General features: G+C 59.3%; 14 protein-coding genes. 3 read left to right on the top strand and 11 right to left on the bottom strand.

Annotated elements, in window-relative coordinates:
- Nucleotides 1–23: 23 nt before the first annotated feature.
- The 7 genes from trbK to shn_RS33220 are packed head-to-tail and all read right to left on the bottom strand — an operon-like array spanning nucleotide 24 to nucleotide 5,713.
- Nucleotides 24–200: an entry exclusion protein TrbK gene (trbK, locus tag shn_RS33250; protein WP_064334710.1), complete on the bottom strand. Its 177-nt coding sequence runs from the start codon at nucleotides 198–200 to the stop codon at nucleotides 24–26.
- Entirely contained in the window at nucleotides 194–997 is an 804-nt protein-coding gene (gene trbJ, locus shn_RS33245) for a P-type conjugative transfer protein TrbJ (protein WP_064334709.1), read from the bottom strand. Before trbJ ends, trbK begins: the two co-directional genes overlap by 7 nt.
- Entirely contained in the window at nucleotides 969–3,425 is a 2,457-nt protein-coding gene (locus shn_RS33240) for a conjugal transfer protein TrbE (RefSeq protein ID WP_064334708.1), read from the bottom strand. The genes trbJ and shn_RS33240 overlap by 29 nt, the downstream gene beginning before the upstream one ends.
- A gap of 9 nt (nucleotides 3,426–3,434) precedes the next feature.
- Nucleotides 3,435–3,734 carry a conjugal transfer protein TrbD gene (locus shn_RS33235; RefSeq protein WP_064334707.1) on the bottom strand — a complete coding sequence of 100 codons (300 nt, stop codon included), beginning with the start codon at nucleotides 3,732–3,734 and terminating at the stop codon, nucleotides 3,435–3,437.
- Nucleotides 3,727–4,110, bottom strand: a complete 384-nt coding sequence (locus tag shn_RS33230) for a TrbC/VirB2 family protein (protein ID WP_064334706.1) — start codon at nucleotides 4,108–4,110, stop codon at nucleotides 3,727–3,729. Before shn_RS33230 ends, shn_RS33235 begins: the two co-directional genes overlap by 8 nt.
- A complete protein-coding gene (gene trbB, locus shn_RS33225; protein WP_064334705.1) occupies nucleotides 4,100–5,077 on the bottom strand; it encodes a P-type conjugative transfer ATPase TrbB in 978 nt (325 codons plus the stop codon). The genes shn_RS33230 and trbB overlap by 11 nt, the downstream gene beginning before the upstream one ends.
- Nucleotides 5,078–5,089: 12 nt before the next feature.
- Nucleotides 5,090–5,713 (bottom strand): acyl-homoserine-lactone synthase, encoded by a 624-nt coding sequence (locus tag shn_RS33220; protein WP_064334704.1) that lies wholly within the window; start codon nucleotides 5,711–5,713, stop codon nucleotides 5,090–5,092.
- Nucleotides 5,714–6,101: 388 nt separating this feature from the next.
- Here shn_RS33220 and repA point away from each other — a divergent pair, with 388 nt between their 5' ends.
- The 3 genes from repA (at nucleotide 6,102) to repC (ending at nucleotide 9,705) form a co-directional block, all read left to right on the top strand.
- The gene (repA, locus tag shn_RS33215) at nucleotides 6,102–7,316 is read left to right on the top strand and encodes a plasmid partitioning protein RepA (RefSeq protein WP_064334742.1); all 1,215 of its coding nucleotides are present in this window, start codon (nucleotides 6,102–6,104) and stop codon (nucleotides 7,314–7,316) included.
- Nucleotides 7,313–8,335: a plasmid partitioning protein RepB gene (gene repB / locus shn_RS33210; protein ID WP_064334703.1), complete on the top strand. Its 1,023-nt coding sequence runs from the start codon at nucleotides 7,313–7,315 to the stop codon at nucleotides 8,333–8,335. Before repA ends, repB begins: the two co-directional genes overlap by 4 nt.
- A 155-nt stretch (nucleotides 8,336–8,490) precedes the next feature.
- On the top strand, nucleotides 8,491–9,705 hold the full coding sequence (gene repC / locus shn_RS33205) for a plasmid replication protein RepC (protein ID WP_064334702.1): 1,215 nt from the start codon (nucleotides 8,491–8,493) through the stop codon (nucleotides 9,703–9,705).
- 675 nt (nucleotides 9,706–10,380) lie between these two features.
- Here the strand turns inward: repC and shn_RS33200 are convergent.
- From shn_RS33200 to shn_RS33190, 4 genes are read right to left on the bottom strand one after another with little or no spacing between them, the layout of a single operon-like run.
- Nucleotides 10,381–11,040, bottom strand: coding sequence for an HNH endonuclease (locus shn_RS33200; RefSeq protein ID WP_064334701.1), 660 nt, complete (start codon nucleotides 11,038–11,040; stop codon nucleotides 10,381–10,383).
- 42 nt (nucleotides 11,041–11,082) lie between these two features.
- Nucleotides 11,083–11,367: a hypothetical protein gene (locus shn_RS37335; RefSeq protein ID WP_245337555.1), complete on the bottom strand. Its 285-nt coding sequence runs from the start codon at nucleotides 11,365–11,367 to the stop codon at nucleotides 11,083–11,085.
- A gap of 23 nt (nucleotides 11,368–11,390) precedes the next feature.
- Nucleotides 11,391–11,711, bottom strand: a complete 321-nt coding sequence (locus shn_RS37330; protein WP_245337554.1) for an AAA family ATPase — start codon at nucleotides 11,709–11,711, stop codon at nucleotides 11,391–11,393.
- Nucleotides 11,680–14,655 (bottom strand): Tn3 family transposase, encoded by a 2,976-nt coding sequence (locus shn_RS33190; RefSeq protein ID WP_064334459.1) that lies wholly within the window; start codon nucleotides 14,653–14,655, stop codon nucleotides 11,680–11,682. Before shn_RS33190 ends, shn_RS37330 begins: the two co-directional genes overlap by 32 nt.
- Nucleotides 14,656–14,715: the final 60 nt, after the last annotated feature.

Below are 14,715 nucleotides of genomic sequence, written 5' to 3'. Positions count from 1 at the left end.
GAAGAGATATCGCTGTCATGCCCCTACCACTCGACTTTCATCTTTTCGCCGCCAGAGGTCGGATACTCCTTCGATGAGCCGGAGAACTTTTCACGGCGCTCCTGCGCAGCCTGCTTTTCGGAGATGAAGAACCAGATGCCGGCGCTTCCGGCTGCCAGTAAGATCGCGATAGCGACGAGGATCAGTTTTGTTCTCACCATTCCACCTTCATCTTTTCGCCGCCGGATGTGGAAGGTGCGGTCCCACTGAAGAATTTCTCGCGCCGAGTCTGGGCAAGATCCTTGTCGGTTTGCTCGGTCTGAAGCCAGGTTCCCATCATTGTCATCTGTTGGGAGACAAGGCCGCGAAGCTTCTGCATCTGAGCGACCTGTTGCGCCGCGATCTCATGACCAACTTGCAATGCCTTCATCTGCCCGTCGGCGGTCTCGGACATCGACCGCAACGAGGACATCGTGCCTTCCTCGCTATCGAATTGCTCGGCCGTTAGGCTCGCCGCCTTCAGGGTGCTGGCGATCGTGTCCCGGTTGGTGTCCGACCACGTCTGGTAGGTCGACGAAAAACTAGTCGCGTCCGGCAGGTTGGTCTTGAGGCTTGAGTAGCTTTGGAAGCGTTGCTGCAGCACGTCATCGGCATTGCCCATCGAAAACGAGATGCTCTGGCCCTGAGCGATGATGCTGCGGAGCTGATTGAGATCGCTTTCGACCTGCCCCCACATATGTGACGGAAGCGTTGCGGTGTTCTGCAGCAGGTTCTGGTAGATATTGAGCTGCGTTTCGATCTGTTGCGCGAGCTGGCTGATCTGGGTGAGTTGGTTCTGGATTTGCTCGCCGGATTGGCCAACAAGCGATACGAGCTCGCCATTGTTGAGGACCTGCGTCCATTCTGTCGCCGCCCCGGTGGCCGTGCCGGCGTCCGCGGGCATGACAGCGCCGATCGTCAATACGACCGCCGCCATACCAGCGACCAATCTATTCGAAGTTGAGCAGCGATGCGGCATCGTGAACTCCTCTCGTTCGAAGCCAGTGGATCGGCCAGTCGCGGCCGTGTTCGGAACTGAGCGTGCGGATGCGCTTCAAGTCTTCCTTGCCGGATGCGCCGACGAAGCTCAGCGCCACGGGCCCGAGCGCCATATCGAACAAGCGTCGGCCTTCAGGCGTGACGGCGTAGTATTCGCGCTTGGGGATCGCGTTCGAAACGATCTCGATCTGTCGTTCGTTGAAGCCGATCCGTTCGTAGAACTCGCGGGTCCCAGGCTCCCGGGCAGCACCATTCGGCAAGCAGATTTTGGTCGGGCAAGATTCCTTCAGCACGTCAATGATCCCGGAGCGCTCGGCGTCCGAGATCGATTGCGTGGCAAGCACGACGGCGCAGTTGGCCTTGCGCAGCACCTTCAGCCATTCGCGGATCTTGCTGCGAAACACGGGATGGCCCAGCATCAACCAGGCTTCGTCGAGGACGATCAGGCTCGGTGAGCCATCAAGCCTCTTCTCGATCCGCCTGAACAGATAGGTCAGCACGGGCACGAGATTGCGCTCGCCCATGTTCATAAGGTGCTCGATCTCGAAGGTCTGGAGCGCACCGAGTGAAAGGCCGTCCTGTTCCGCGTCGAGAAGCTGACCCATCGGGCCGTCGACCGTGTAGTGATGAAGCGCGTCCTTGATCTCGCGCATTTGCACGCCACTGACGAAGTCCGACAGCGACCGTCCGGCTGCGCTGGCCATCAATCCGATCTGGCGCGAGATCGCGTTGCGATGATCGGGGGTGATGGCAACGCCTTGCAGGGCGACCAGCATTTCGATCCATTCCGTTGCCCATGCGCGATCTGCATCGCTTGTGAGGTCCGATAGCGGGCAGAAGGCCAGCACCCTTGCTTCGTCTTGAGCGTCGCCACCGATCTCGTAGTGATCGCCGCCGCCGGCGAGCGTCAGGGGAAGGAGCGAGTTCCCCTTGTCGAAGGCGAAGATCTGGGCGCGTTCGTAGCGCCGGAATTGCGCTGCGATCAATGCCAATAGCGTCGACTTGCCCGAGCCGGTCGGCCCGAAGATCAGGGTGTGACCGACGTCATCGACATGGAGATTGAGCCGGAATGGCGTCGAGCCGCTCGCCACCTGCATCAGTGGTGGCGAGTTCGGCGGGTAGAACGGGCAAGGCGCCGCCGGTCTGCCGGACCAGACCGAGTTGAGCGGCATCAAATCCGCGAGATTGCTCGTGTTGATCAGCGGTTCGCGGATGTTGCAGTACCAATTTCCGGGCAGGCTGCCGAGAAAGGCGTCGGTGGCGTTGAGGGTTTCGATCCGCGCGCCGAAACCCTCCGCCTGGATCAGCCGACGAATTGCTTCCGCCTTTTCCTGCAGTGCTTCGCGGTCGTGATCGAAGAGAACAATGACGGGCGTGTAGTAGCCGTAGGCGACAAGCTGCGACGACGCTTGCGCAATGGCGTCCTCGGTCTCGGCCACCATGGTCATGGCATCCTGATCCACCGAACGGCTTTGCGTCTGAAAGAGCTGATCGAAGAACGGCCGTACCTTCTGCTGCCACTTCTTGCGGGTGCGTTCCAGTTTCTGCCGTGCCTCTTCCGCATCGAGAAAGATGAAGCGCGATGACCAGCGATAGGTGAGCGGCATCAGGTCCAGGCTGTTGAGAATCCCCGGCCAGCTCTCCGCTGGCAGGCCGTCGATTGCCACAACTGCGAGAAAGCGATTTTCGACCTTTGGCGTCAGGCCATGTTCGAGCTCGGCCGTCGCAATCCAGTCGAGATACATTGGGGCATCCGGCAACCGGATCGGATGGTTTTCGCCGGTGACGCAGAAGCGAACGAATTGCAGCAACTCGTCATAGCGCGCGAGCCGCTCCCCTCCCCTCTCACCGACCTCGCGTGTTTCCATGCGCCGGATCGACAGGGTGTTGGCAAAATACTGCTCAATCTCGCGAATGGCGTTCTTGAAGATGAAGAGGACCGTGTCGGCATAGGTCTTCTTGCGGCTGTCCTCGTCCGAATAGATGTATTTGCTGAGCGCTGTCTTCTTGGACTCGAGCGGCCGATAGGTCAGGACGAGCGCGTGCTTGCTTTCGAAATGCCCCTGCTCGCGCGCGAAATGCGCCCGCCGTTCGGCGTCGATAGCGCGGGTGACCGCATCGGGAAAGTGGCAGCGATCATCCGACGGATAGTCGAATGTCGGGATGCGAACGGCTTCGACCTGGATCATCCATCCGCTTCCGAGCCGCGACAGGATCGTATTGATCTGCCGCGAGAGCTCGTTGCGCTCGAGGTCGGTGGCGCTTTCGGAGTCCGGCCCGGCAAAATACCAGCCGGCCATCAGGCTCCCGTCTTTCAACAGAAGAACGCCATTGTCGACGAGGCCGGCATAGGGGACGAGATCCGCAAAGGAAGGGCCGGTGGCCCGGAAACGTTTGAGAGCAACCATGCCTGCCCCTCAATACCGGCGCCAGGGTGAGGAAGTCGCCTTGTAGTAATGTTTGTAGGAGATATGGCGGATATAGACCTGCCGCATCAGGGGATCCGCCTTTGCCATCATTCTCAGGAGCCCGACGATGACGATCCAGACGGCAACACCGAAGAGCGCGGAATAGATCGTGAGAACGACGAAGATGAGGATGACTGCAGCAAGACCGGTGATCAGCACCAGTTCCCGGTCCGCGCCCATCAGGAGGTTCGGACGCGATAGCGCTCGATGGATGCGGTTGCGTCGAAGCCCGGATAGGGACTCAGCCATGAGCCCCCTCCCCTTCTCCGCCTTGATGGATGGAGGTGGTCTGCTCGTTGGGTAGTCCGATCGAGGAACCGGTTGCGCCGAAAAGACCGACGATATTGGTGGCGCCGAGCAGGATGCCCGCGACGAGCACGATATACATTAGCCGTCGCGCGAAATCGTTCAGCTCGCCACCGAATATCAGCATGCCGCCGGCGATCGCGACTGCCGCAAGTGCGATGGCGCCGGCGACCGGCCCCGTGATCGACTCCTGAATTTGCTGCAGCGGCCCTTCCCACGGAAGACTGCCGCCGGAACTGGCGAGCGCCGGCGCGACCGAGGCAAAGAAGATGGGCGCCACAAGCAGTGTAACGGCGACGAGTGCGTTTCTACGCGACATGGCGCGCCTCCTGTTCTTCCGTAAGCTGGTCGGATTCGATTTCGTATTGGCCGCCCGCAAAGCGCTCGACCTGGATGACGTCGCGCACGCGCCGCCCGCGCGGCGTCCGCTCGATCGAGACGACGAGATCTACCGCTTCTCCGATTACCTCGTGCATGGGCTGTTGGCTGGCTTCGGCGGTCAGTTGCTCGAGGCGGCGAAGCGCCGACATGGCCGTGTTGGAGTGGATAGTGGCGACGCCACCCGGATGGCCGGTGTTCCAAGCCTTGAGCAATGTAAGGGCAGCGCCGTCGCGGACCTCGCCGACGACAATCCGGTCCGGCCGCAGCCGCATCGTGCTCTTCAACAGGCGCGCCATGTCGACGGTATCGCTGGTGTGGAGAAGAACGGCGTTATCGGCCGCGCACTGAATCTCGGCGGTATCTTCCAGGATGACGAGGCGGTCTTCTGGCGCAGACTTGACGATTTCATCTATGACGGCATTTGCGAGCGTCGTCTTGCCCGACCCGGTGCCCCCGGAGATGATGATGTTGAGCCGGGACGAAATCGCGCTGCGGATGGTCGAGGCCTGGTGTTCGGTCATCACGCCGGAGTGCACATAGACATCGAGTGGGATCAGACGCGAGGCACGACGGCGAATGGTGAAGGCCGGCTTGGCGACGACTGGAGGCAACAATCCTTCGAAGCGGTGACCGCCGATCGGTAGTTCCCCTGAGATTATTGGTTGCTCGGTATCGACCTCGGATTGGAGCGCATGCGCCACCGTTCCGATTACCATCTCGGCGGCGGCTGGCGACATCTCGCCGGCGGGTGCCACGCCATGACCGAGCCGTTCGATGAAGAGCTTGCCATCGGGATTCAGCATGATTTCAACGACGGTCGAGTCGTCCAGGGCGACGCACAGCTGGTCGCCTAGCGCTTCCTGGAGTTTGCGGACAAGTCGAGGATGAGAGCGAAGCTGGTTCACGGCGTTTCTTCCTTACGCTGCTTGGCTGACGGTGATGAGTTCGGAACGGTAGTTGGTTGGCCGGAGCCGCAGGAATGTCTCGGTATTCGCGGGCAGGATCCCGGCTACCGCCACGGTCACGCCGATCTTCTTTGGTTCTGCCAAGCGCTGCAGAGGCCAGCCGACACGCGCGAGGATCCGTTCGAAGCGCAGGTCAGTGACGGTGACGATTTCGGTGGTGCCGTTCACCAAGCACCACTCGATGATGCCCGCCATCATGGTCAGCGTTGCCTCGTGCACCGAGCCGTGTTCCCTGCCCTCCCCGAGCATCGTGTCGACGCAGAAGCGGGAACTCTCGATCATCGCGGAGTGCGCGTTCAGGCGGCCATTCGGAAGCAGCGAGTCAAAGACGTCGGCCACCATTGTCGGGCCAATGGCCGGAAGCAGCCTTGCGCATCCTGCCACTTGGCCGCTGTCGGAAATCGCGAGGATGTAGGTCGGCATAAGAGCGTCAAAGGCGTCCGCCTCTTGACCGTCGACAACGTTGACTTCCCAGCCCAGGCGCTCGGAGAAAACGCGTGCTCGTAGCTGATGGTGGCGGTGGAGAAGCTGAGCTTCGTGGACATTTCGCGGTGTGGAGATCGCGAGAACCTGCATGAATTTCTCCGTCGATATTGATCGGCGGGGAAATCAGCACGGAACAGATTCGGGCGGTAGTTGTAGGATCCTACAAGCCCGGTTGGAGTGAGTCGCGGCGCAACCGTCCCCATTTCCGCAAAAGCAGTCTTGTTCCCGCAACAATTCGGTTGGGCCGGTTGTAGGATTCACAGTAAAACAGACCATGAATCCGCGGGAGTGACGCGCTTGCTAAGACGATGTTTCTACAGCTAAAAATTGGTTGCGTTGGACGCGTTCTTTCTTGAGCGTTAATCTTTCGTTAACCAAAAAGCTCTTGCTCAAAATTCAGAATCGACGCTTATTGCCAGTGGCGGAACTTTTGAAGTTTCGCGAAAAATATCGCCACTGGCAAGAAATGGGTTTTGAGATGGCGAAGACCGCCGCGAAAACAGCGCCCGTATTTGAAGGGTTGACCGCATTGATGGAGCGTCATGCAGACGCCCTCTCCAGCCAACTTCAAGCACATCATCTCAAGGTCTTCCCTCCGACCTCCGAGAAGGGCATTCGAACATTTGCGCCATCGGAGGCGTCCAAGCTGCTTGGCGTCGGTGAGTCTTATTTAAGGCAGACTGCTTCGGAAATGCCAGAGCTGAACTTGACCATGAGCCCAGGTGGTCGGCGGACTTTCTCGATCGAAGACATCCATGCAATCCGCAAGCATATGGACCAGGTCGGCCGCGGGAACAGACGCTACCTGCCGCATCGCCGAGACGGCGAGCAGCTTCAGGTTATTTCAGTGATGAATTTTAAAGGCGGGTCGGGCAAGACGACCACCGCCGCGCATCTCGCACAGTATCTAGCCATGCGTGGGTACCGGATTCTGGCAATCGATCTAGATCCTCAGGCAAGCCTTTCCGCCCTCTTCGGTAGTCAGCCAGAAACAGACGTAGGTCCGAACGAAACTCTTTACGGCGCCATCAGGTACGATGAGGAGCAGGTACCGGTCGAGCAAGTGGTCCGAGGGACCTATATTCCCGATCTCCACCTCATCCCCGGTAATCTCGAACTGATGGAATTCGAGCACGACACGCCGCGTGCGCTGATGAAGCGAAAGGAAGGCGATACGCTCTTCTACGGTCGGATCAGTCAAGTCATTGAAGACATCGCGGATAACTATGACGTTGTCGTTATCGATTGCCCTCCCCAGCTAGGCTATCTCACGCTGTCGGCATTGACGGCGGCAACCTCCATCTTGGTCACTGTGCATCCGCAGATGCTGGACGTGATGTCCATGAACCAGTTCCTAGCCATGACATCGAACCTGCTACGCGAAATTGAGAACGCCGGGGCCGAGTTCAAGTTCAATTGGATGCGCTACCTGATAACGCGTTTCGAACCAAGCGATGGACCGCAAAACCAGATGGTAGGTTATCTTCGGTCGATCTTTGGTGAAAATGTTCTCAATTTCCCGATGCTTAAGACGACGGCGGTTTCGGACGCCGGCCTGACCAACCAGACCCTTTTCGAAGTCGAGCGCAGCCAGTTCACGCGCTCGACCTATGATCGAGCCTTGGAAGCCATGAACGCGGTCAACGACGAAATCGAAGGCCTGATTAAAAAAGCATGGGGTAGACCGACATGAGCCGCAAGCACATCCTCGGGGTCTCGACAGACGCACCCGAAACGCCCGCAGCAGAGAGCCGGACGGCAAAGAGCCGCTCCATGCCGCTTCTCGGGGTGGTGAGAAAAGAGCGCGACCCGTCAACGAAGCTGACCGCAAACATTGGCAACGCGCTACGCGAGCAGAACGATCGACTTGGCCGCGCGGAGGAGATTGAGCGGCGGCTTGCTGAGGGCCACGCCGTGGTGGAACTGGACGCTTCGTCCATCGAGCCCTCCTTTGTGCGGGATCGCATGCAGGGGGACATCGACGGACTCCTTGATTCAATCCGCGAGCAAGGGCAGCAGGTCCCGATCCTGGTGAGACCTCATCCCGACCAGCCAGGCCGATATCAGGTGGCCTTTGGCCACCGCCGACTGCGCGCGGTTCTAGATCTTGGCCTTCCTGTAAAGGCAATCGTTCGTGACCTGACGGACGAGCAACTCGTCGTCGCGCAGGGCCAGGAGAACAATGAGCGTGAGGATCTCACCTTCATCGAAAAGGCGCGCTTCGCGCATCGACTGAATAAGCAGTTCTCGCGAGAGATCGTCATTGCCGCAATGTCGATCGATAAAAGCAATCTGTCGAAGATGCTCCTTCTTGTCGACGCCCTCCCCTCCGAACTGATCGATGCCATTGGGGCCGCTCCAGGAGTTGGACGACCCAGCTGGCAACAACTGGCAGAACTGGTCGAGAAGGCAGCTTCGCCGTCGGACGCGATAAAATTTGCGGCCTCAGCAGAGGTGCAGACGCTGCCATCGGCAGACCGCTTCAAGGCGCTGATAGGCCATCTCAAGCCGCGTCGCATCGCGCGCGGGCTTCCGGACGTCATGTCGACCCCCGATGGCGACAGACTTGCGCAGGTGACACAGAGCAAGAGCAAGCTGGAGATTACGATCGACAGGAAAGCCACGCCAGACTTTGCCGCCTTCGTACTCGAACATTTGCCGGCGCTTTATCAGGCACACCGTGCAAAGCATCCACAGAAACAGGGAGACTAACCCGCAAAAGAAAAGAGCCCCCTCAACGTTGCCGTCGTGGAAGCCCTTCTGTCTCTTTAGCACGAACAGAATCGCATTTCCTCGAATCTTCGTCAAGAGTCTTTGGCACCGTTTTGGTGAGCTGATTTCTTTTGCCTGCTGAAAGGTGAAAGACGATGCAGACAGGAAGTGTGACGACGCCATTCGGGCGGCGGCCGATGACGCTTGCGCTCGTGCGGCGCCAGTCGGCTTCGGCCGATATCAAACAAGGCAAGGCAGCGGATAAGTGGAAAGTCTTCAGAGACGCCTCCGCCGCCATGGAACTACTCGGGATTCAGTCCAATAGCCTCGCGGTTCTTGACGCGCTTTTGAGCTTTTATCCTGAGAATGAGTTGCGCCAAGACGCCCAACTGATTGTCTTCCCCTCGAATGCTCAGCTTGCTTTACGAGCGCATGCGATGGCGGGCGCGACTTTGCGCAGACATATCGCCATCCTGGTGGAAGCAGGCCTAATCGTCCGCAAGGATAGCGCCAATGGAAAGCGCTACGCCCGTAAGGACGGCGAGGGACGCATCGAGAGCGCCTTCGGTTTCGATCTGTCGCCGCTCTTGGCACGGTCCGAAGAGTTGGCGATGAAGGCGCAGCAGGTGATGGCCAACAGAGCGGCGTTCAGGAAGGCCAAGGAGAGCCTGACGATCTGCCGACGCGATGTCCGCAAGCTAATTACGGCCGCGATGGAGGAAGGCGCCGAAGGTGACTGGAAAGCGATCGAGGACATCTATGTAGCGCTTGTGGGCAGAATCCCGCGCGCTCCGACGCTCGCCGATGTAACGACGATCCTTGAAGAAATGGAGATGCTGCGCGAGGAGATAGTCAATCGGCTGGAATTTCACGAAAATTCCGAAAATAATAGCACCAATGATGCTCACAATGAGCAGCACATACAGAATTCAAATCCCGAATCCATCCGTGAACTTGAACCTAGCTCTCGAAAAGAGCAGGGGGCGAAGCCGAGCGAAATCCGCCGGCCGAAGAGCGAGCCGCTTAAGGCGTTCCCGTTGGGTGTGGTGTTGAAAGCATGCCCGGCGATATCGGACTACGGGCCGGGTGGCGCAATCGGAAACTGGCGAGACTTGATGTCAGCGGCGGTGGTCGTTCGATCGATGCTGAAGGTGAGCCCCTCGGCCTATCAGGAAGCCTGCGATGCCATGGGGCCGGAAAATGCGGCCGCGGCTGTCGCTTGCATCCTGGAGCGCGCAAACTTCATCAACTCGGCTGGCGGCTATCTGCGGGATCTGACAAGGCGCACGGAACGAGGAGAGTTTTCGCTTGGTCCTATGATAATGGCGTTGTTGAGGGCCAACGGGCAGGGGAGTTTGCAAGCTGGGTAGGTTTCAATGAGCCCGAACTCGAAAATTAGATGCGGGTGGAGCGGCCAAGAAAGCATCTGGGCAATTTTCTTGGTGGTCAGCTGACCACAGTCCTAAGCAGCTGAAAATGAACGTATGTTATGGGGGCAGGGTCGTTCCAGCTCTCTGGGTTGGGGGCTGTGGGACGCGTGTGCTGTGTTGAGAACAGGGGGCGGCGCGCCCAATTGGAAGCAGCGGATTGAGAGGACCACGGCGCCGGGAAGGGCTCGACGGCGCACCCGGCGGTGCGATCTGGCCGGAGATCGGCGGTGGAATGCATGCGGCTGTCCGCGACCTCTTGGCCGAGTTCAGGGATGGCTGCGCCGCTCCAATAGGGCGCCGCTGTTGAAAGGTTTCGTAGATCCATCTGCCCTTGCCAGGCGACGATGGCGCCCCTTTCGCCTTCAGCGATGACATCGGCATGGGGGGCGGTGATGGTGCTTCCTGAAGAAGTCAGCCTCACAGCCGTGCCCCTCAGGGCACAGGGCGCCGAGGGCATCTTTTTTAGTGGTCAGCTGACCACAGCCTTAAACAACTGAAAAACAATCGTTTTTCGAACGTGATTCTGGAAAGAGAGTTTCTTATCTCATGATCCGCGGATCACGTACTTCCGCAAAAAGCCAGCCACGTGAAGCGGTCCATGCAACCCAAATTCCGCTACTGATCGAATTGCTTGGCAAGCCTACGAACCTTGGCAGCAAGGTCCGTCTCGGGGTTTTCCCCTTCAAGACCCTGCGCTTTGTCGAAACTATCGACCTGCAGTTCATGCAAGGCGAAGAAGTCATGGGTGTAGATTGCCTTCTCACTCCCGGCCGTCTTCACGAACACAACGATGTTCTTGGTGTCAACCTGCGCTTCGAGCCGTATCAGGTGCTCGCTGTAGGCGTCGAAATTTGGGTGCACAAAGCGATAGTTAATGCTGTCTTGAAACTTGGTTGAATCGTCCGCGTCTACGACAAAGCCGTCTCCGCTACGCTTGAACTGCATGTTGCACCGCTTGCATGCGGCCGCGAGATTCCAGATCGCATAGCTGAATGGTTTGTAGACCGGCTTTCCCTTGGGAAGGATGTGCTCGCGATCGGTCATGTACGGGCCCGCACCATTTAGGTTCAGGCGGCAATAACAGCAATTTCCGCCATGGCGCGCGAGGTGATAGGCGAGGATCTTGTCCTTCGCGCTTTTGAGCGCCTGCATTTCGTTCTGGTCCTCGGGCTTCCAGTCCCAGGGCTTCTCTGTTTCCAAGGCCTTCCCGACCGCCGCAGCTTCCTCCACACTCAGCTGAAAATCGTCAAGCGCCGGCAAATAGCGGTCAACCATCGCTCTTGTTGTCCCCGCGCCGCTGTGCATCGACCTGCTCGATCAAGTCTTCAACCGCTTGAAAAACTTCCGCTGTTTTTCGTCGAAGCTCTTGATCGCCATATCGTTGACGAGTGCAATCGCGCTGTCGCGGGTAATTTCACCGCGTTCTACCCGCGCAACGACACCTACCATCTCCTCGCTCACGAAATGGCTTGCTGGCGTGATCACATCAAAAGCGCGCCAAAGGACGCCTTCCACGTTCGCTGCTGAGTCCTTGGCCTCCTGCAGATCGAGTACGGACGGTTCGCCATCTTGAACTTGAAACACAGAGACAATATCGGGCAAGGCTCCAAGAGCACCAACGACGATCAAAGGCGCGTGGGTCGCGACGACGATCGTGGCGTTGCGGTAAAGGCTGCCGCCACAATCTTCTCGAGATACTCCCGCTGCCAGCGGGGATGTAGGCTGTTCTCTGGCTCGTCAATCAGGATAACCGGTTCCTGGCCGATGGAGCTGATCAAGAACACGAGGGAGGAAATCAGTGCGAGTTCACCCGAACTGGCATTCAGTAGCTCAATGACTTCGCCATCGTGCCTTTCGGGGGTCAGGACAAGAGCAGTTCGAAATCCTGCGCTAAGCTCGAACGGAGCATGAACATCACGCGGCTCGGAGAATCTGTCCGGGAACACGCAATGGCCTGAAGCCCTCTGGCATCTGCTGCTCGGTGTCCCACGAATAGATGCCGGTGAGGTTTATGTGTTCCCAACTGAGCGGCGAGATGTGCTTGAGCAATTCGTCAGGGACATGACGACCTTGTTGCCGCAGGTGGGCAACGGCGCGGCTGAGATAGACGGTGTTCCAGTAGACAATTGCGCTGACGACGAGATTGAGGCCGGATGCCCGGAATGCCTGGCTGTCATAGGAGCGGTCGCGGATTTCGCCGCGCTCATGGAAGAAGACGGCGCGCTTGAGCTTGTGGGCAGCTTCGCCCTTGTTGAGCCCGGCCTGACACCGCTTGCGCAATGCCGGACTGGAATACCATTCGATCATGAACAGCGTGCGCTCGATGCGGCCGATCTCGCGCAGCGCCCTGGCCAGATCATTGGATTTCGATGAGGCGGATAGCGTTTTGAGGATCGCCGACGGAGCGACGGTGCGCGTTGTGATAGAGGCAGCCAGGCGCAGAAGCTCATCCCAATGTTCAAGGATTAGCGCAGTGTTGATCGGCGCGCCGATGTGGTTGGCCAGCGCCGGGTAGGCGTCGCCCTTCTCGAAGGTGTGGAACTTCCGGTCCTTGATGTTGCGCAGCCGGGGCGCGAATCGTTTGCCGATCAGGGCGAACAGCGCAAAGACATGATCGCTGGCGCCGCCGGTATCGGTGAACAGTTCTTCGATCTCGAGGATCGTGTCGTGGTCGAACAGGCCGTCGAGCACATAGACGGCCTCGCTCTCGGTCGGGCTGATCGGCAGGATGCTGAAGTAGCCGTATTGATCGGAGAGGCCGCTGTAGAATTTCGTGCCGGGCTCGCTGCCATAGTGCAGATTGATGTCGCCGCGCCTGGCGGCCCGATCACTGGCGCGAAAGAACTGCCCGTCGGACGATGCCGTTGTTCCGTCACCCCAGAGCAACGAATGGGGATGACGCGTATGGGCATCGGTCACGCAAGCCTGCGCGGCTCGGTATGTTTCGGAGCGGGCATGGAAGCTGCGCATCCAGCCGATCTGATGAGCGCTGATCCCCTTCGACGCTCCCGCCATTCGCTTCGGGCCGAGATTCGTACCATCGGCGAGCACGCCGGCCAGCATGGCGGAGATGTTCTGCGGCGCATCTGAAGTGCGGACATGCGTGAACTGATCAGCGAAAGCCGTCCAGTCATGCACCTCCCGCAGCAAATCGGGGACGTCGACCAGGGGGTACATCTCGCTGATTTCAGCATTGAGGGCGGCCGCAGCGGCCGGAACATCGCTGGCGCGCGGCGTCACGATCAGGATGCCGTTTTCCAACCTCACGCCGTCGAGCTTTCCGTAGCGGGCACGCCAGGCCAGCCGTTTGAGGTTGAAGTCCATCATCTGCCGGACCTCGGCGAGCCAGGCCGCGCCGTCGCTCTGGACGCCAAGGCCGAGCTTGTTGTCTTCCTTCAGGGCTGTGAAGGCCGGTTTCGGCATCAGATGTTCGTCAATCGGTCTGAACGAGCGGCTGCCCTCGACCCAAATGTCCCGCGAACGGAGCCGATCACGCAAGAGAGCAAATGTGGCGATCTCGTAGAGCGATCGAACCGGCCGCCCGCTCTCGAATATCCGTTCGCGATCCGCTTTTGCCAGATGGGCAACCGGAACGCGATCAGGCAATACACGCCGTCCTTCCGCATAGAGCGCTTTAATGACCTCGATCGCGGCAAGCAGCGGATCATTCCGGCGACGCGACTGGAAAGCAAATGTCTGGAGAAAGGCGCCGGCATATTTGCGAACGTTCGCATGTTGCTCCGCCGCCATCATCAAGGGCGACACGTCATTATTCTCCACCATTGCTTCCAGGCCGGGTTTGACCTGGAGCAGCCGATGCCAACCGACCCGCTGGTCCAGCATCTCCATGGGATCCGCTTCCTCTTCGTTGGCGGCCTGCAAAGCCACGATCGTGTCGAGAAACAGCCGCAACGCCTTCGATGTTTCCAGCCGCGCGTTCATATGGCGCTGCTTCTTGCGGTTGTTGGCCTGGGAGAACAGCCGGCCCATCAGCTTGATGAACATCATCACCGCATCGTCGGTGAGCTTCTGCCCGAGCTTGATCAACTGCGCTACGATCGTTGCACGCCGCCGGCTGGCGCTGAAGTCGCCGGCCAGCCAGGCTGGCGTGGCGTCGCCCTCACGGATCATCTGATCCCATCGCCCGGACGGGATTCGCGCCTGCAAACGTGGATCGATCCCCAGCGTGCGCAGGAACGCGATGCGTTCCGTCAACCCAACCAGATTGCCGGCTCCCGGTGCATCCGGGGTCGAGCGCAGCCAATGATAGCGCGTCTGACGGATCGCCGGGTCAACCTCCAACAGACGGTCTAGGGTTCGCAGCTTTTCTGGATCGAGATCCGAGATCAGGGCGTGTTCGGCACGCCGTCGAGCAACAGCACGGCCCGCCAGCCCCATGCGCTCGATCATGTTCGGCGCGGGCAGCAGAACCCGATGCTCCCGGAAAGTGGCGATGATGGCCTTTGCAATCATTGCCCCCTTGTCAGTGCCCGAAGCCGCTTCGATTGCCGCCAACAAGGCTGCGCGCCGATTCTCGGCCGTAGGGCTCCTCATGTCCAGATAGCTCAGCAAGTGAGCGGCATGGTTCATGCGCGTCTCTTCCCGGCGAGCGTACAGATCAAATGACGCCGGATCGGCCCCGATCTGCTCGGCAACATAGTTGAGCATCGCCTTGGGCGGGATCTCGCCGGCCATGAGTGCGCGCCCCGGATAACGCATAAGGCAGAGCTGCATCGCAAAGCCGAGCCGATTATGCTCACGCCTGCGGACCTCGATCTCGAGCCGGTCGGCAGGCGATAGGGAATAATGGCGGATCAGGCTTTCCTCATCGGTTGGGATGTCGAAAAGCTCTCGTCGATCCTGGGGTTTGAGAAGGGTCCGTTTCGCCATTGCCGTTCCTGCGCGTTGCGAGCCAAAGACCTTGCCTCTGTCCAGAAAGGTCCGTTTCCG

Origin of the sequence: Shinella sp. HZN7 (assembly GCF_001652565.1) — a bacterium.
GTDB lineage: Bacteria > Pseudomonadota > Alphaproteobacteria > Rhizobiales > Rhizobiaceae > Shinella > Shinella granuli.
This window is presented reverse-complemented; position numbering and strand designations above follow the sequence as displayed.

What these genes read in the sequence shown, in the direction of transcription:
- trbK (WP_064334710.1), bottom strand. Translation starts at nt 200, where the DNA reads ATGGTGAGAACAAAACTGATCCTCGTCGCTATCGCGATCTTACTGGCA.
- trbJ (WP_064334709.1), bottom strand. Translation starts at nt 997, where the DNA reads ATGCCGCATCGCTGCTCAACTTCGAATAGATTGGTCGCTGGTATGGCG.
- shn_RS33240 (WP_064334708.1), bottom strand. Translation starts at nt 3,425, where the DNA reads ATGGTTGCTCTCAAACGTTTCCGGGCCACCGGCCCTTCCTTTGCGGAT.
- shn_RS33235 (WP_064334707.1), bottom strand. Translation starts at nt 3,734, where the DNA reads ATGGCTGAGTCCCTATCCGGGCTTCGACGCAACCGCATCCATCGAGCG.
- shn_RS33230 (WP_064334706.1), bottom strand. Translation starts at nt 4,110, where the DNA reads ATGTCGCGTAGAAACGCACTCGTCGCCGTTACACTGCTTGTGGCGCCC.
- shn_RS33220 (WP_064334704.1), bottom strand. Translation starts at nt 5,713, where the DNA reads ATGCAGGTTCTCGCGATCTCCACACCGCGAAATGTCCACGAAGCTCAG.
- repA (WP_064334742.1), top strand. Translation starts at nt 6,102, where the DNA reads ATGGCGAAGACCGCCGCGAAAACAGCGCCCGTATTTGAAGGGTTGACC.
- repB (WP_064334703.1), top strand. Translation starts at nt 7,313, where the DNA reads ATGAGCCGCAAGCACATCCTCGGGGTCTCGACAGACGCACCCGAAACG.
- repC (WP_064334702.1), top strand. Translation starts at nt 8,491, where the DNA reads ATGCAGACAGGAAGTGTGACGACGCCATTCGGGCGGCGGCCGATGACG.
- shn_RS33200 (WP_064334701.1), bottom strand. Translation starts at nt 11,040, where the DNA reads ATGGTTGACCGCTATTTGCCGGCGCTTGACGATTTTCAGCTGAGTGTG.
- shn_RS33190 (WP_064334459.1), bottom strand. Translation starts at nt 14,655, where the DNA reads ATGGCGAAACGGACCCTTCTCAAACCCCAGGATCGACGAGAGCTTTTC.